The organism is Hydrogenophaga sp. L99 (assembly GCF_058731905.1).
In genome coordinates this window covers 89,211-105,196 of record NZ_CM178972.1, presented here as the reverse complement: position 1 = coordinate 105,196, position 15,986 = coordinate 89,211, and the positions used below count along the sequence as shown (strand labels likewise).

The following is a 15,986-nucleotide window of genomic DNA, read 5'->3' as shown; positions in this document are numbered from 1 at the left end:
TTCGACAGGCTCAGCCCGAACGGGGGGATCTACATTCGCGCGACGCCAAACTGCATGGGCCGGGGCTGGTGGGCTGCGGCCTCGGCGCAGGTGTCCAGGCAAAAGCTCAGCACAGCGCGCGTGTCGCGCGGGTCGATCACGCCATCGTCCAGCACCAGGCCGCTGGTGTAAAACGCGTCGGCCTGGCTTTCAAACACGTTCACGATCTGGTCAAACTGGGCCTGCATCTGTGCCGGGTCGGGCGTGATGCCTTTGCGCGCCATGCCGGCCTCGGCCACGATCTGCATGGTGCGCGCGGCCTGCTCGCCGCCCATCACGGCGGTGCGCGCGTTGGGCCAGCTGAACAAAAACCGGGGCGCGTAGCCCCGGCCACACATGCCGTAATTGCCCGCACCAAACGACGCACCGCACTGGATGGTGATTTGCGGCACGGTGGCGCTGGTCACGGCCTGAATCATCTTGCTGCCGTGTTTGATCATGCCGCCCTGCTCGCTGTCTTTGCCCACCATGTAGCCGGTGGTGTTTTGCAGGTAGATGATGGGGTGGCCGAGCTGGCACATCCACTGGATAAAGTGCGTGGCCTTGTTGGCGCCGGCCACGTCGATCGGGCCGTTGTTGCTGATGAGGCCCACCGCATGGCCGCCGATGCGGGCTTGCGCGCACACCGTGGCGGCGCCGTAGAGGGGTTTGAACTCGAGGATGTCGGACGCATCGGTGATGCGCAGCATGACCTCGCGCATGTCCACCGGCTCGCGGTGGTGGGCGGGCATGAGGGACAGGATGTCTTCGGCGGGGAAGGTGGGATCGGGGGAACCCTCACCCCTGCCCTCTCCCGCAGGCGGGAGAGGGAGCGAGGCACCTTCTCCGGCGCGCGTGTCTTGCCCCCTCTCCCGCTCGCGGGAGAGGGTTGGGGTGAGGGTCTGCGCGTTCCATCCCAGCCGCCTCACCACCGACCGCGCCAGCCCCAGCGCCTCCCGGTCATCCTCCGCCAGATACTCCCCCAGCCCCGACACGCTGGTGTGCATTTCGGCCCCACCCAGCTCTTCTTCGGTGGCCACCTCGCCGGTGGCGGCCATGAGCAGCGGTGGCCCGGCCAGAAACGCCCGCGAGCGGCCGCGCACCATGATCACCACGTCCGAGAGCCCCGGCATGTAAGCCCCGCCGGCGGTGCCCGAACCGTGCTGCACCGTGATCACCGGCAAGCCGGCCGCCGAATGGCGCGCCAGGTTGCGAAACAGGGCACCGCCGAGCACAAAGCCTTCCACCTTGTATTTGGTGAGATTGGCGCCCGCGCTCTCCACCAAATGGATAAAGGGCAGCTTGTTTTCCAACGCGATGTCTTGCACGCGCAAGATTTTTTCCAACCCGCGCGCCTGTATGGCACCGGCTTCAATGCCCGAATCGCTGGCCACCACCATGCAGCGCACGCCGCTGATGAAACCCATGCCCGCCAGCATGCCGCCGCCGGGCACCGACCTGTCGGGGTCTGGTTTGTCTTGCAAAAAACCAGCCAGCGAACACAGGGGCACAAACGGCGCCCCCGGGTCCAGCAGCAGCGCCAGGCGCTCGCGCGGCAGCAGCTGGCCACGCTTGTCAAACACCGGTTTCGATTTGGCCGAGGCCTGCGCGGCGCGGTCTTCCAGAGCGCGCAGCTGGGCGATGCGCGCCAGCATCGCGTCTCGCCGTTGCTGGGCTTGCGGGCTCTGGGGGTTGAAGCAAGACTCAAACATGTGCGCCCACCGATCTCCGCTCAAACCGAAAAAACCCCCGTTCGGGCTGAGCCTGTCGAAGCCTTGGTATCGGTGTGGGTGGGCCCTTCGACAAGCTCAGGGCGAACGGGGTTGGGCTCAGTGCGAGCTGTTGATTTTTCATTCCTGAAACACCTTCGGCGTCACATAGCGGTGAAAGCCATCAAACGGTTTCACCGCATCGCGGGTCTGCACCTCAACGGGCGCGGCCGCCTGGCCCCAACCCATGCGCACCTGGGGGCGGGCGCCGTCCACGCGCAGCACGCTGCCGCTGATGAAGCTGGCCGCCGGCGAGAGCAAAAACACAATGGCAGCGGACGTCTCGGCCTCGTTGCCAAAGCGCCCGGCGGGCACGGTGCTGCGCATCTCGCGCAGCATGTCGCCGGCCTCGGGCGGGTAGTGATCCATGCCACTGGACGCGATGTAACCCGGCGCCACGGCGTTCACCCGCACGCCGCTGCGCGCCCATTCCAGGGCCGCCGTTTCGGTGAAGCTCACCATGCCCGCACGCGCCGCGCCGCTGTGGCCCATGCCGGGCATGGAGCCCCACATGTCGGCCACGATGTTGACGATGGATCCGCCATGCGCCTGCATGCTTTGCACATAGCATTCGCGCGCCATCAGAAAGCCGCCGGTGAGGTTGGTGTCGATCACCGCCTGCCAGCCCTTGGCGCTGATGTTTTCCAGCGGGGTGATGTACTGCCCGCCGGCGTTGTTCACGAGCGCATCAATGCGCCCGTGCGCCGCCACGATGGCCGTGACCACGGTGCGCACCGCGTCTTCCTGTCGGATGTCGCAGCTGTGAAAACTGGCGCGACCACCGTCGGCCACGATCTCGCCGGCCGTGTCTTGCAGTTTGGTCAGGCTGCGCCCGATCAGCACCACATGGGCGCCCAGGCTGGCCAGTTCGTGCGCGGTGCAGCGCCCAATGCCCGAGCCACCGCCCGTGACCACCACCACCCGGTGCGCCAGCAGCCCGGGCGCAAAAGCCGAGCGGTATGCACCGCCTGCTGAAGCGTTGGGTTTCATGTCGGATCCTTCAAAAAGAGCTGAAGCGCGGTTTCGGTCAGGTCGTCCAGCGTGGCCTGGCGGGTCGCGTCGTACCACTGCACCGACCAGTTCAGCGCGCCAAAAATCATCAAACGCGCCAGCCCCGGGTCGCCCTGCAGTTCGCCGCTGGCGTGCAGTGCCTGCAACACCGGCACCCAGGCGGCTTCGTAAGCAGCCTTCAAGCGGTTCACCTCGGCGCGCTGCGCTTCGCTGAGCGAGCGCCATTCGTAGAGCATCACGGGAATGAAGTCGCTGTCGGGGCCCAGCAGCACCTCAAAATGGCTGCGCACCAGCACCCGCAGGCACTCGCGCGCGCTCAGGGGCAGCGGGTCGTCGGCACCACTTTCGGCGGCGGCGCCCACCGCCTCGGCCTGGCGTTGCAGCGCACTGCGCATGCCTTCTTGCATCACCGCGCCCAGCAGCGCAGCCTTGTTTTCAAAGTGATAAAACGGCGAGCCCGAGCGCATGCCCGCCGCAGCGGCAATGTCGCGCGTGCTGGTGGCGGCAAAACCCTGCTGGCGAAACAGGCGCGCCGCCGCGTGCAGCACCGCCTGGCGGCGGTTGCCGTCGTCGCGCTCGTCAGCGGTTTTGCGCGGACGGCCGCGCGAGCGGCGTTGGGCGTCGGGGGCGGCAATGTCAGGGGTCGCAGGGCTCATGGTGGGGCACGATAGCAGCCCTCCTTATTTTCAGCAAGCAAATGCTCTGCATAAATAAAACCACCTGTCACGCGCTGGACAAACAGGCGCCAGCCTTGACATTCCTCAATTAGCCCCCGGACCGCACAGCCACCCTGACCACGCTGTGAATAAGATTGAACCATGCATGGACCTTTTACCGAATTTGCCATCCTTCTCCTGATCTGTGCCTTGGCAGGCGCGGTGTTTGTGCGGCTGCGCCAACCGGTGCTCATCGCCTACATCGTGGTCGGTGTGGTGGTGGGGCCGGCGGTGTTGGGGCTGGTGACGGCGCACGACCAGATCGACTTGCTCGCGCAGGTGGGCGTGGCGGTGCTGCTGTTTGCGGTGGGTTTGAAGTTGGACCTGCACCACATCCGCCACATCGGGCCGGTGGCGCTGGCCACGGGGCTGGGCCAGCTGGCGTTCACCATCGTCATTGGTTTTGCCATCATCCTGGCGCTGGGGCGCGACGTGATGGATGCCATCTACGTGGCGGTGGCGCTCACGTTCTCCAGCACCATCATCATCGTCAAGCTGCTCTCGGACAAGCGCGAGCTGGACAGCCTGCACGGGCGCATTGCGGTGGGCTTTCTGATCGTGCAAGACCTGGCGGTGGTGGTGGCCATGATGGCCATGAGCGCGCTGCGAGGCACGGGCGATGGCGGCGGCGACACCGGCCTGCTGGACGTGGCGCTGTCGCTGGGCTGGCGGCTGACCCTGGCTGCGGTGCTCATGTATGTGCTGATGCGCTGGGTGCTGCCGGCGGTGGTGGCGTCCATGGCGCGCTCGCAAGAGCTGCTGCTGGTGTTTGCCATTGCCTGGGGTGTGGCCCTGGCGGCGCTGGGCGAATGGGCCGGATTCAGCAAAGAGGCCGGCGCCTTCATGGCCGGCTTTTCGCTGGCCTCCACGCCTTACCGCGAAGCCATGAACGCCCGACTAACCGGCATCCGCGACTTTCTGCTTCTGTTTTTCTTCATCGACCTGGGGGCCAAGCTCGACTTCTCCACCCTGGGCGCCGAGGTGGTGCCGGCCATCGTGCTGTCGGTGTTTGTGCTGGTGGGCAACCCGCTCATCGTGATGGCGATCATGGGTTACATGGGTTACCGCAAGCGCACCGGCTTCATGGCCGGGCTCACGGTGGCGCAAATCAGCGAGTTCTCCATTGTGTTTGTGGCCATGGGCATCACGCTGGGCCACATCGGCGTGCAGGCGCTGGGCCTCACCACGCTGGTGGGGCTGATCACCATCACGCTGTCCACTTACATGATTTTGTATTCGCAACCGCTGTACGAGCGGCTGGCGCCCTGGCTGGGCGTGTTTGAGCGCAAAAATCCGTTTCGCGAAATTGCCGCCGAACAGCAGCCCGCGCAAAACAACCCCGCCGAGGTGATCGTGTTTGGCCTGGGTCGCTACGGCAGCCGCCTGCTGGTGCAACTGCGCGCGGCCGGCATTGAAGCCGTGGGCGTGGACTTTGACCCCGAGGCCGTGCGCGCGCTGCAGGCGCGTGGTTTGCCGGTGTATTTCGGCGACGGTGAAGACGCCGATTTTCTGGAAAGCCTGCCCCTGAAGCACGCCCGCTGGGTGATCACGAGCTTTCCGCAATGGGAGTCCAACCGCGCGCTGCTGCACGCCTTGCAATCGGCCCGCTACAGTGGCGAGGTGGCGGGTGTGGTGCGCGATGCGGCCCACGGCCGCGCCATGACTGAGGCGGGCATACAGCGCATCTTCAACCCGTTTGACGACGCGGCCGACCACGCCGCTGAACGCCTGGCCCACGACATTCGCCACAAGGAGCAAGCCCCATGAAACCGACGCAACCGATCCTGGCGGTGACCGACTTTTCGCCACTGGCCCGGCACGCTGCCGAGCGCGCGGCCCGCTTGGCCCATGAAACCGGTGCGCCGCTCACGCTGATGCATGTGATGCGGGGTGGCGCCCTGCACAACCTGCGGCAGTGGCTGGGCACCAGCCACCCGCTGGCCACCCAGCTGGAGGCTGACGCCCAACAACAACTCGACCAGCTTGCGGCCGATCTGCACACCGCGCGGCATGTGAGCGCGCGCACGGTGCTGGCCAGCGGGTCGGTGCTGGACGAAATTGGCCAGAAAGCCGAGGCACTGAACGCCGCACTGCTGGTGCTGGGCGCGCGTGGCGAGGGTTTTTTGCGCCGCCAGGTGCTGGGCACCACGTCCGAACGCTTGCTGCGCCGCACCACGCGCCCGGTGCTGGTGGTGCGCCAGACGCCCCACGCGGCTTACCGCCGAGTGATGGTGGCGCTGGACTTTTCGCCCTGGTCGTTGCAGGCGCTGGCGGTGGCGCGCAGTGTGGCGCCGCATGCTCACCTGGTGTTGTTCAACGCCTTTCAGGTGCCCTTTGAAGAGAAACTGCACTTTGCCGGCGTGGACGCCACCACCATTGAGCACTACCGCCAGCAAGCCCGCACCCACGCCGTGCAGCAGGTGCAAGCACTCGCCGCCAGTGCGGGGCTCAAGGCCGGCCATTGGGAGCCTTGCATTGTGGAAGGCGACCCGTCCTTGCGCATGGCCCAGCAAGAGCTGGCACTCGACTGCGACCTGGTGGTGCTGGGCAAACACGGCCAGTCGGCAGCCGAAGACTTGCTGCTGGGCAGCGTGACCAAACACATGCTGGCCGAGGGCAGCGCCGACGTGTTGGTGTCTACAGCAACATGAAGCGCTCCCACCGCGCGTTGCGTGCCCCCGGCTTTGGCGCGCGTCCATGTTTGAACGGTTTTGCGCTCGGCTCGGTGGAGGCCTGCACATGCCGCTGAGCACACCCGGCCCCCTGCTGCGCGCACTGGCCTGCGTGGCGCTGGCCGCCGCGGTGCACCAGGCGGTCGAGGCGCCCAGCGCGCTGCGCGCGGGCTTGGCTCTTTTCACACTCATCGGTGCGCTGTGGGTGACCCAGGCGCTGCACCTGAGCGTGACCGCGCTGCTGGTGCCGCTGCTGGCCGTGGCGGCCGGGCTCATGGGCATGCGCGAGGCCCTGGCGTCGTTTGCGCACCCCATCATTTTTCTGTTTTTGGGCGGCTTTGCGCTGGCTGCGGCCTTGCAACAGCAAGGGCTCGACCGCGCCCTGGCCCACGCCGTGCTGCGCTTGGCGGCCGGGCACCGCGCCCGCGCCGTGGCGCTGCTGTTTGCACTGACCGCGCTGCTTTCCATGTGGATCAGCAACACCGCCACCGCCGCCATGGTGCTGCCCATGGCCCTGGGGCTGCTGCGCGACGGCGATGAACACGAAGCCGACACGCCTGACGGCATCGGTCCGCGAGAGCGCATGTTTGTGCTGCTGGGCGTGGCCTACAGCGCCAGCATTGGCGGCATTGGCACGCTGGTGGGCAGCCCGCCCAACGCCATTGCGGCGGCACAGGCGGGCATTGGCTTTGCCGACTGGATGCGCCTGGGCCTGCCCATGGTGGCGCTGCTGATGCCGCTGATGGTGGGGGTGCTCTACCTGATGCTGCGCCCGCGCCTGGGCGGACGCATGGTGCTGGAGCCGCAGGCCTTTGAATGGACCCGCGCCCGGCGCACCACGCTGGCCATCTTTGGTCTGACGGCCGCTGGCTGGGTCGGCTCCGCACCGCTGGGCCAGGCGCTGGGCATCACCGCCGACCTGGACAGCTGGATCGCCATCGCGGCCCTGGTGGCCCTGGTGGCGAGCCGCACCCTGGACTGGGACACCATCGAACGCCAGACGCACTGGGGCGTGCTGCTGCTGTTTGGCGGTGGGCTGGCGCTGAGCCAGGTGATGCAGGTGAGCGGCGCCAGCGCCTTCATGGCTGACGCGCTGGTGGGTGCCGTGCAAGGGGCGCCTGCGCTGTGGCTGCTGCTGGGCGTGGTGGCCTTTGTGGTGTTTCTCACCGAGCTCGTGAGCAACACCGCCAGCGCCGCGCTGTTGATCCCGATTTTTCTGGGGGTGGGGCCGGCACTCGGCTTGTCGGGGCCGCTGCTGGCGGCTGCCATCGCGGTGGCGGCGTCGTGCGCGTTCATGCTGCCCGTGGCCACGCCCCCCAACGCCATTGTGTTTGCCACCAACCTGGTGCCGCAGGCCACCATGATGCGCTGCGGCCTGGTGCTCAACGTGGTGTGCATTGGCGCCATTGCCCTGGTGGCCGAGGTGGTTTTTTAATGGACAGCCTATGGCATTCGATCAGCCTGCTGGTGGGCGGCCTGGGCCTGTTCCTGCTGGGCATGGCCATGATGACCGACGGCCTCAAGCTGGCGGCCGGCCCGGCCCTGCACAACATTTTGACCAAGGCCACACGCACCCGCTGGCACGCGCTGGGGTCGGGCGCACTGGTCACGGCCATGGTGCAGTCGTCCACCGCGGTGGGCGTGGCCGCCATCGGTTTTGTCAACGCCGGCCTGTTGGGGCTGGCGCCCGCGGTGTGGGTGGTGTTTGGCGCCAACGTGGGCACCACCATGACCAGCTGGATCGTGGCGCTGGTGGGCCTGAAGTTCAGCGTGGAGGCGCTGGCGCTGCCGCTGGTGGGACTCGGCGCAGTGATGCGCCTGGCCGGTGAACACCAGCGGCGCGGCGCGCTGGGCACGGCGCTGGCCGGCTTTGGCCTGCTGTTCATGGGCATTGGCCTGCTGCAACAGGCTTTTGTGGGCCTGGGCGACCAGATCAGCCTGCCGCAGGGCACCGACGCGCTTTCGGTGCTGACCCAGCTGGGCATTGGCCTGCTGATGACGGTGCTGATGCAGTCGTCCAGCGCGGCCATGACCATCACCCTGGCGGCCGCCCAGAGCGGGCTCATTGGCCCGCAAGGCGCTGCAGCGGTGGTGATCGGCGCCAACATCGGCAGCGCGGTGACCACCGCTCTGGCGGGCATTGGCGCCACGCCCAACGCCCGGCGCACCGCCGCCGCCCACGTGATCTTCAACCTGCTCACCGGCACGGTGGCGCTGCTGCTGTTGCCCTGGCTCATTGCCGCCTTGACCACCGCACGCGAAGCGCTGGAGCTGCCGCCCGACCCCGCCACCAAGCTGGCGCTGTTTCACACCACCTTCAACGTGCTCGGCGTGTTGCTCATGTGGCCGCTGGCCGACCGCCTCACCCGCTGGCTGCTGCAGCGCTTTCGCGCACGCGAAGAAGACGAAGCCCAGCCCCGCTTTCTGGACGACAACGTGTTGGCCGTGCCCACGCTGGCGCTGGACGCGCTGGAGCGCGAGGTGACCCGCTTCGGGCAGCTGTGCGTGCGCATGGCGCGTGCCGCCTTGGGTGGCGCCGCACCCACCGCGCTGGTGAGCGACCAGACCGTCATGACCCAGCTCGACGCCGCAGTGGAGGCATTTGTTGAGCGCATGAGCCGCTCGGCCCTGACCGCCCGGGGCAGCGAACGGTTGGCTGAGCTGCTGCGCATACAGCGCTACTACGCAACCTGCGCAAGCCAGGCGCTGGCCGCGGCCCCGCTGCAACTGCCTTCGGCCGCTGACGCCGCGCTGATGGAGCACCACCAGGCCTTTGTGGCGGCCACGCAGGCACTGCTGAGCGCCCACGACGAACCGGCGCCAGCCGGCACGGCGCTGGACCCTCAGGCCATGGAAGCGCGCTACCAGGCGCTGAAAGCCGCCGTGCTGGCTGCGGCAGCCTCAGGCATGCTGCCGCTGGCCGACATGGAAACCCTGCTGGGCCGCTACAGCGCCTTGCGGCGCGCCGTGCAGCAAGCCCTGAAGGCGCGCAGCCGGCTGCACGTCCAGACCGCCGGGTAAGCAGGCTGTGGGCCTGCGACGGACCTGGCGCCAGGTCTGAGCCGGCCCACCGCCCACCATGCAGCGCTCGCACCCATCGGGTTTACCCTGGAATTCTCAACAGAAATGTTCCGTTTTAACGAATAAATCATCCATATTTGTCTGCTTTTTAAAGCGGCGCGTGTGCCTTAACCTTCAATCCGTTTTATTCCCTTTTTACCGGAGACCTTGATGAAGAAATCCCTTTCGCTGCTGGCCATGGTGTTTGCCTTGGGCCTGTCCACCGTGGCCATGGATGCCGAGGCGGCTCGCCGCATGGGCGGCGGCAAGTCGCTGGGCATGCAGCGCGACGCCACCCCGGCCAAAGCGCCCACCGCAACCCCTGCGCAAACGCCATCGGCCGCTCCTGGCGCTGCGACTGCAGCACCGGCCGCCGCCGCTGCCGCTTCCAGCCGCAGCAAATGGATGGGTCCCATCGCCGGCCTGGCGGCGGGCATTGGTTTGATGGCGCTGGCCTCGCACCTGGGCTTTGGTGAAGGTCTGGCCAACATGCTCATGATCGGTCTGATGATCATGGCCGTGCTGGCGGTGGTGGGCATGGTGATGCGCAAGCGCGCCGCCGCCCAGGCTGGCTCCAGTGGTGGCATGGCCTACGCCGGCGCTGGCGCAGCAGGTGGCTCGCAGCAAACGCCCGCCTTCAAAGCGGCCATGCCGGCTGCGGCCTACACGGGCACGGCTTCGGGCGGCTCCATGATCGGCGCAGGCATTGGTGCCAACGCTGCTTCCGGCAACCGCATCCCAGCCGACTTTGATGTGGCCAGCTTCGTGCGCAACGCCAAGGTCAACTTCATCCGACTGCAAGCCGCCAACGACGCTGGCAACCTGGACGACCTGCGCCAGTTCACCACGCCAGAAATGTTTGCCGAACTGAAAATGGACCTGGCCGACCGCGGTGCCGCTGAGCAGCACACCGACGTGGTGCGCATCGACGGTGACGTGATCGACGTGGAAGAGAACGCCGACGGCTACGTGGTCAGCGTGCGCTTCACCGGCGAAACCCGTGAAGGCGACAGCGCGGCCACCGAAACGTTTGACGAAATCTGGCACCTGAGCAAGCCCCGCCAGGGCTCGGGCGGCTGGTTGCTCGCCGGCATTCAGCAAATGCAGTAAAACCGCTGCGCGCCTGGCCACAGCGCCAGGCAAAGCCGGTTCCTCAAGCCCCTGCGCGCCAGCGCCGGGGCTTTTTGCATGTTGGAGGGCAGTGGTCTGGCCGGCGCAAGCGTTGCGGGCACACATCGATAGGCACGGACGGGGGGGGTGCGACGCATCGCTTACTGCTTAAGGCGTATATTGATGGCGTCACGCACACCACCATTCACCCAAAAATAAGCCGCTCACCATGGCCCTGCACGAAATTGTTTACGCCAGCATCGCGAGCAAGCCACTGAAGCCGCACGAGCTGCACGCGTTGCTGGTCCAGTCCCGCAGGGACAATACAGCCCTCGGCATCACGGGCATGCTGGTCTACCACGCTGGCAAATTCCTCCAGTTGATTGAAGGCGAACGGGCGGTCATCACAAACCTGTACGAAACGATCACCAGGGACAGCCGGCACCTGACGGTGGACAAGATCTGGGACGCCCCGCTGAAAGCACGCAGCTTTTCCGACTGGTCCATGGCTTTTGTGAGCGACCACGCACTGGCACTGACGGCCACGGAGGGCTATGCGCTGCTGACCGCCCAGGAGCTTTTTGCTGAAAGCGGTGACGCCACCGGCAAAAAACTGCTGCTCAGCCTGCGCGACCACCTGCTGCGCAGCCATTGAGGGGCTGAAAGCGGCAGCAAGGGACGCGTGGTGCCCTGCGCGGGGCCCGACAATAGGTGCATGGACACTTACCTCATCATCCTGGCCTTGGGCGTGGGCGCCTTCGCCATGAAAAACATGGAGCAGCGCCAGCGTATTGGCTTGCTCAGCGGCTATCTGCGCCAGTACCAGCTGGAAAAGCTGATGGAAAACCTGACCGAAGGCTACCTGCGGGCGCTGGGCGAAAGCGACCCCCAGCGCAGCGAACCGATCTGGCGCATGCTGGAAAGCACCGAGCAGTCGGTGGCCGACCAGATGGGCCGCCTGGCTGCCGACATGGCCCACATGGGTGAAGAACAGGCCCGCGTGCTGCGCTGGCCAATGGCGGTGCCCCTGGCCAGCCGCTGGCTGCCCGTAGCCACCTTCGACCTGCGCCAGCTCATGGCCATTCACGCCAAGGGTTTCGCCAGCGCTTTGCAAAATACCGCTGGCCTGACTCGCAAAGAACAGGCGTTCACGCTGTCGGCCGAGCTGTTTTTGTTCCAGCACACCTGCCACTGGTATTGCCGCTCCAAAGCGGTCGCGTCGGCACGCTTGCTGGCTCGACAGAAAACGTCGCACGAACAGGTGCTGAGCGCGGTGTCACCCACAACCCGGCAGGCCTACACCGCGCTGGTGGGCGCGGCCTGACAGCGGGGCCAGGCTTGTGGCGCCCGCATTGCCCGTTCTGTATTCGTTTCGCCGCTGCCCCTACGCCATCCGGGCGCGACTGGCGCTGTGCCAGGCCGGGGTGCCCGTGGAACTGCGCGAGGTGGACCTGAAACGCAAGCCGACGGAGCTGCTGGTGGTGTCGCCCCAGGCCACCGTGCCGGTGTTGGTGACCGAAACCGCGGGGGTGTTGACGCAGAGCCTGGACATCATGCACTGGGCACTGGCGCAGGCCAGCGACGCCAGCTGGCTGCAGCGGGGCGACGGAGCGCTGGCACGCCAGCTGGTGAGCACCACCGACAGCGACTTCAAACACTGGCTGGACCGCTACAAATACCCCGAGCGCCACCCCGATCGCGCACAGGCGGCCTACCGTAACGAAGCGATACGTTGCCTGATCGAACCACTGGAAGCCGCCCTGCTGGCCAGTGGGCACCTGGGTGGTGATGGCCCTTGCTGGGCCGATGCGGCGGTGTTCCCGTTTGTGCGGCAGTTTGCCGCAGTGGACGCCGCGTGGTGGACCGCATCGTCCTGGCCCGCCAGCCAGCGCTGGCTGACAGGCTGGCAAACCAGCGCCTTGTTTGCCACCTGTATGCAGAAATACCCGGTGTGGCAGCCCGGCGATACGCCGCAGCGTTTTCCCGGCTAAGGCGTCAATCGCCGCCGCCGTCCGTTGCGTCTGTGGTGGTTTCAGTGGCGGGCGCTGAGGGCGTCTTTTCGGGAAAGCACATTCGCTCGCCGTTCCACTGCTGGCCGCACCAGCAGAGGCCTTCGTCGTTGATGATGCAAGTGCCTGTGCCGCAGCAACGGTCGTCGTCCATGGTGATCGTCCTGATAAAAAGAGTGCAGCGGCTACACGTGCGCTGCATCACCCGCGAGCTTACGCGGGTCCCAAAAACCTGACAGCCCACCGCCCTTCGGCGGCGCCACGTTGAACGCTCAGAGCTGAGAAAAGTCGGGCTTGCGGCGCTCCATGAACGCGGTGAAGGCCTCGCGCGCAGCCGGCTCGCTGAGCATGCGGCCAAAGCTCTGGCCTTCCTCGGCCATGGTCGCCATCACTTGCTGTGACTGGCCTTTTTTCATCAGGCGCTTGGTCTCGATGAGCGAGCTGATGGGCTTGGCCGCCAGCTTGCGCGCCACGCTCTGCGCATAGCCCGCCGTTTCGGTGGGGGGCAGCACACGGTTGACCAAGCCCACTTCCAGTGCCGCCTCGGCCATGAAAGGCTCGCCCAGCAGCAACGCTTCTGCCGCGCGGTGGTAGCCCAGCATCTGGGGCACCAGCAAGCTTGAAGCGGCTTCCGGGCACAGACCCAGGTTGACGAAGGGCATGGAAAAAGCGGCGTTGTCGCCGGCGTAGACCAGGTCGCAATGGAACAGCAGCGTGGTGCCAATGCCCACCGCCGGGCCACACACCGCGGCAATGACGGGCTTGGGGAACTGCGCCATGCCGCGCAGGAAGCGGAACACCGGCGAGTCGTGCGTGGCGGGCGGGTTGTTTAGAAAGTCGCCAATGTCGTTGCCGGCGGTGAACACCGTCTCAACACCCTGAAACACCACGCAGCGCACGCTGGCATCGGCTTCTGCGGCCTGCAGCGCGTCGGCCAGGGCGCCGTACATGGCGGCCGTGATGGAGTTTTTCTTGTCGGGGCGGTTGAACGTGAGGGTGCAAACGCCGGCTTCGGTGTGGACGAGGATATCGCTCATGGTCGGTGAAGTGTCGCTGGATGGAGACGGCCTGCGCCAACCCTGCTCAGGGGTTTGAAGGCTGACCGTCGGGAGCTGGAAGTTACCCAATCAGGCATTGCGCAAAGTCCTGGACCAGACAACAACGCCGTGGCGGTTTTGCGCAAGCTTTGCAAATTAACACGAAAGGTGCGCGCCGTCTGGGTTCAGCTGCCCAATACGGGACACGCACCCTACACTTTGGGCTGCCGCAAACGGGCTTGCCCGTGGCACCCATTTTTTGACCTCGCTCACCCCGAGCGCCCCACCCATGCCTACCGCTTCCGCCTCCCTTCGTTTGCTGCACCGCCTGCTGCTCTTGGGCTTGGCCGCCGCCACGCTGGCGCTGGCTGGCCCGCTGTGGGCCGCCGAGCCTGCGCCGCGCACAGACACCGCCGCCCGCCCGGTGGTGGGCCTGGTGCTTTCGGGCGGCGGTGCGCGCGGGTTTGCGCATGTGGGCGTGCTCAAGGCACTGGAGGCCGCGCAGGTGCCGGTGGACCTGATCGTGGGCACGTCCATGGGCGCGATCATTGGCGGCCTGTATGCCAGCGGCATGAGCGCCGAAGAACTGGAGCGCGAGATATTGGCGGTGGAATGGGGCGACCTGTTTGACCGCCGCGAGCCACGCCAGCTGCTGTCGCAGCGCCGCAAGGAAGAAGACTTCGAGCTCTCGCCGGTGTTGCAGCTGGGTTTTCGCGACGGCGAGTTTCGCCTGCCCAGTGGCGCCGTGTCGACCCGCTCGCTGGAAATGCTGCTGCGGCGCTACACCCTGTCAACCCGCCACCTGGCCACGTTTGACGGCCTGCCCACCCCCTTTCGCGCGGTGGCCACCGACATGGAAACCGGCCAACCCGTGGTGATGGAGCACGGCGACCTGGCGGCGGCGTTGCGCGCCAGCATGTCGGTGCCGGGCGTGTTTGCCCCGCTGGAAGTGGACGGCCGCCTGCTGGGTGACGGCGGGCTGGTGAACAACCTGCCGGTGAACGTGGCCCGGCGCATGGGGGCCGATGTGGTGATTGCGGTCAACATCGGTACCCCACTGGCTGGGCGCGAAACGCTGGGCAGCGTGCTGGGTATCACGGCGCAGATGGTCAACATCCTGACCGAACAAAACGTGCAGGCCAGCATCGCCACGCTGACCACAGAAGACTTGCTGCTGTTGCCGCCGCTGGGTCAGCTCACGTCGGCCGACTTCAACCGGGCGGCCGAGCTGGTCAAGATTGGCAACGATTACGCCCAGAGCATCAGCGAAGCCCTGGTGCGCTTTGCGGCCGAGCCAACCCGTTACCAGCAATGGGCCAACGCGCGCCGCACACAGCTGGCGGCCAATACCCAGCGCATTGGGCGCATTGCCAGCGTGCGCTTTGAGGGCGTGAGCGAAGAGCGCGCCCAGCGCCTGGCCGTGACCCTGGACACCGCGGCAGGCTTGCGTGTGGACGTGCCGCTGATTGAAGGCGACCTGCAAAAACTGGCCGCTACCGGTGACTACGAACGGGTGGACTACCGCCTGAGCCGGCGTGAAAACAGCGGTGAAGAGGACCTGACGATTCGCCTGCGCCCCAACGACTGGGGCCCCAACTACCTGCGCGTGGGCCTGGACCTGCGCACCGATTTCCAGGGCCAAGGCGCTTTCAACCTGCGCATCAGCCACAACCGCCACTGGCTCAACGAGCACGGCGCCGAATGGCGCAACCGCGTGCAGCTGGGCGAAACCCTGGGTCTGTATTCTGAAATCTACCAGCCGCTGGACAACGCCAGCGAGCGCTTTGCGGCGGCGTATGTGGACGCGAGCCTGCGCAAGGTGGGGCTGTTCGGCGCCAACGGCGATGCGCTTGCACTCGTGCAGCGCCAGGGCATTCAGGTCGGTGCTGACGTGGGCTGGCCCATGGGTTTGCTCGGCAATCTGGGTGACATGCGTGTGGGCGTGGTGGCCTCGCAGCGGCGCACCACGCCCGAGCTGGTGGCCGGACTGGTACCGAAGGAGGTGGTGCAATCGCTGGGCTGGCGCGAAGTGGGCCTGCGCGCGGCCGTCATTTCAGACCAGCTCGACTTCGCCAACTTTCCGTCGGACGGCTACCGCTTGAAAGGCGAGGTGGTGGCGGGCCGGCGCAGCTTCGAGGGCAACGGCAGCACCAGTTTCACCCGCATGGAAGGCACCGCCACCGGGGTCAAGACCTGGGGCGTGCACACCTTCAACCTGGGGGCGCGTTTCGCACGCGCCAGCCAGATTCCACCTGGGGCACTTGACGAGTATTCGCTCGGCGGCTTCCAGCAACTGTCGGGCTACCGGGTGGGCCAGGTGGCGGGCAATTACCTGCTGTTTGGGCGCCTCACCTACTACCAGCGCCTGCCGGTGCGCATCGGGGTGGCAAGAGCCCTGTTTGCGGGTGGCTCGCTGGAAGCGGGCAACGCCTGGGCGCAAAGCCGCGACATCAGCTTTGATGGTTTGCGGGCGGGCAGCAGTCTGTTTGTAGGCGCCGACACCGGCATTGGGCCGCTGTACCTGAGCGTGGTGAGCGCACCCCGCGGCTACACCGGGCTGTACCTGTTCCTGGGCCGGCCGTGA

Annotated in this window: 14 protein-coding genes; 9 read left to right on the top strand and 5 right to left on the bottom strand. The window is 66.6% G+C overall.

Annotation, left to right across the window (positions count from 1 at the left end; genetic code table 11):
* Positions 1–29: 29 nt before the first annotated feature.
* The 3 genes from AC4QBL_RS00425 to AC4QBL_RS00415 all read right to left on the bottom strand — a co-directional run bounded on the left by AC4QBL_RS00425 (position 30) and on the right by AC4QBL_RS00415 (position 3,454).
* Positions 30–1,730 (bottom strand): acyl-CoA carboxylase subunit beta, encoded by a 1,701-nt coding sequence (locus tag AC4QBL_RS00425; protein ID WP_472907605.1) that lies wholly within the window; start codon positions 1,728–1,730, stop codon positions 30–32.
* A gap of 138 nt (positions 1,731–1,868) precedes the next feature.
* A complete protein-coding gene (locus AC4QBL_RS00420) occupies positions 1,869–2,777 on the bottom strand; it encodes an SDR family oxidoreductase (protein ID WP_472907604.1) in 909 nt (302 codons plus the stop codon).
* The gene (locus tag AC4QBL_RS00415; protein ID WP_472901052.1) at positions 2,774–3,454 is read right to left on the bottom strand and encodes a TetR/AcrR family transcriptional regulator; all 681 of its coding nucleotides are present in this window, start codon (positions 3,452–3,454) and stop codon (positions 2,774–2,776) included. The genes AC4QBL_RS00420 and AC4QBL_RS00415 overlap by 4 nt, the downstream gene beginning before the upstream one ends.
* 162 nt (positions 3,455–3,616) lie before the next feature.
* On the opposite strand from AC4QBL_RS00415, the gene AC4QBL_RS00410 reads away from it, so the two are divergent.
* From AC4QBL_RS00410 to AC4QBL_RS00375, 8 genes are all read left to right on the top strand, one after another.
* Positions 3,617–5,281: a cation:proton antiporter gene (locus AC4QBL_RS00410; RefSeq protein WP_472907603.1), complete on the top strand. Its 1,665-nt coding sequence runs from the start codon at positions 3,617–3,619 to the stop codon at positions 5,279–5,281.
* Positions 5,278–6,165 (top strand): universal stress protein, encoded by an 888-nt coding sequence (locus AC4QBL_RS00405; protein WP_472907602.1) that lies wholly within the window; start codon positions 5,278–5,280, stop codon positions 6,163–6,165. The genes AC4QBL_RS00410 and AC4QBL_RS00405 overlap by 4 nt, the downstream gene beginning before the upstream one ends.
* An 88-nt stretch (positions 6,166–6,253) precedes the next feature.
* Positions 6,254–7,621, top strand: a complete 1,368-nt coding sequence (locus AC4QBL_RS00400; RefSeq protein ID WP_472907601.1) for an SLC13 family permease — start codon at positions 6,254–6,256, stop codon at positions 7,619–7,621.
* Positions 7,621–9,207, top strand: coding sequence for a Na/Pi cotransporter family protein (locus AC4QBL_RS00395; protein ID WP_472901047.1), 1,587 nt, complete (start codon positions 7,621–7,623; stop codon positions 9,205–9,207). Before AC4QBL_RS00400 ends, AC4QBL_RS00395 begins: the two co-directional genes overlap by 1 nt.
* Before the next feature lie 210 nt (positions 9,208–9,417).
* Positions 9,418–10,356, top strand: coding sequence for a Tim44 domain-containing protein (locus AC4QBL_RS00390; RefSeq protein ID WP_472907600.1), 939 nt, complete (start codon positions 9,418–9,420; stop codon positions 10,354–10,356).
* Between the two features lie 229 nt (positions 10,357–10,585).
* Entirely contained in the window at positions 10,586–11,011 is a 426-nt protein-coding gene (locus AC4QBL_RS00385; protein WP_472907599.1) for a BLUF domain-containing protein, read from the top strand.
* A 60-nt stretch (positions 11,012–11,071) separates the two neighbouring features.
* A complete protein-coding gene (locus tag AC4QBL_RS00380) occupies positions 11,072–11,680 on the top strand; it encodes a hypothetical protein (protein WP_472907598.1) in 609 nt (202 codons plus the stop codon).
* Between the two features lie 28 nt (positions 11,681–11,708).
* The gene (locus AC4QBL_RS00375; RefSeq protein ID WP_472907597.1) at positions 11,709–12,347 is read left to right on the top strand and encodes a glutathione S-transferase; all 639 of its coding nucleotides are present in this window, start codon (positions 11,709–11,711) and stop codon (positions 12,345–12,347) included.
* Between the two features lie 4 nt (positions 12,348–12,351).
* Here the strand turns inward: AC4QBL_RS00375 and AC4QBL_RS00370 are convergent, their stop codons facing one another.
* Positions 12,352–12,519 carry a hypothetical protein gene (locus AC4QBL_RS00370; RefSeq protein ID WP_472901042.1) on the bottom strand — a complete coding sequence of 56 codons (168 nt, stop codon included), beginning with the start codon at positions 12,517–12,519 and terminating at the stop codon, positions 12,352–12,354.
* A 118-nt stretch (positions 12,520–12,637) separates the two neighbouring features.
* Positions 12,638–13,402: an enoyl-CoA hydratase gene (locus AC4QBL_RS00365; protein WP_472901041.1), complete on the bottom strand. Its 765-nt coding sequence runs from the start codon at positions 13,400–13,402 to the stop codon at positions 12,638–12,640.
* 289 nt (positions 13,403–13,691) lie between these two features.
* Here AC4QBL_RS00365 and AC4QBL_RS00360 point away from each other — a divergent pair, with 289 nt between their 5' ends.
* Positions 13,692–15,986, top strand: a complete 2,295-nt coding sequence (locus AC4QBL_RS00360) for a patatin-like phospholipase family protein (RefSeq protein WP_472907596.1) — start codon at positions 13,692–13,694, stop codon at positions 15,984–15,986.

Coding starts and splice junctions, on each gene's coding strand:
- AC4QBL_RS00380 (WP_472907598.1), top strand. CDS start 11,072: ATGGACACTTACCTCATCATCCTGGCCTTGGGCGTGGGCGCCTTCGCC.
- AC4QBL_RS00420 (WP_472907604.1), bottom strand. CDS start 2,777: ATGAAACCCAACGCTTCAGCAGGCGGTGCATACCGCTCGGCTTTTGCG.
- AC4QBL_RS00410 (WP_472907603.1), top strand. CDS start 3,617: ATGCATGGACCTTTTACCGAATTTGCCATCCTTCTCCTGATCTGTGCC.
- AC4QBL_RS00395 (WP_472901047.1), top strand. CDS start 7,621: ATGGACAGCCTATGGCATTCGATCAGCCTGCTGGTGGGCGGCCTGGGC.
- AC4QBL_RS00415 (WP_472901052.1), bottom strand. CDS start 3,454: ATGAGCCCTGCGACCCCTGACATTGCCGCCCCCGACGCCCAACGCCGC.
- AC4QBL_RS00425 (WP_472907605.1), bottom strand. CDS start 1,730: ATGTTTGAGTCTTGCTTCAACCCCCAGAGCCCGCAAGCCCAGCAACGG.
- AC4QBL_RS00400 (WP_472907601.1), top strand. CDS start 6,254: ATGCCGCTGAGCACACCCGGCCCCCTGCTGCGCGCACTGGCCTGCGTG.
- AC4QBL_RS00365 (WP_472901041.1), bottom strand. CDS start 13,402: ATGAGCGATATCCTCGTCCACACCGAAGCCGGCGTTTGCACCCTCACG.
- AC4QBL_RS00360 (WP_472907596.1), top strand. CDS start 13,692: ATGCCTACCGCTTCCGCCTCCCTTCGTTTGCTGCACCGCCTGCTGCTC.
- AC4QBL_RS00405 (WP_472907602.1), top strand. CDS start 5,278: ATGAAACCGACGCAACCGATCCTGGCGGTGACCGACTTTTCGCCACTG.
- AC4QBL_RS00385 (WP_472907599.1), top strand. CDS start 10,586: ATGGCCCTGCACGAAATTGTTTACGCCAGCATCGCGAGCAAGCCACTG.
- AC4QBL_RS00370 (WP_472901042.1), bottom strand. CDS start 12,519: ATGGACGACGACCGTTGCTGCGGCACAGGCACTTGCATCATCAACGAC.
- AC4QBL_RS00390 (WP_472907600.1), top strand. CDS start 9,418: ATGAAGAAATCCCTTTCGCTGCTGGCCATGGTGTTTGCCTTGGGCCTG.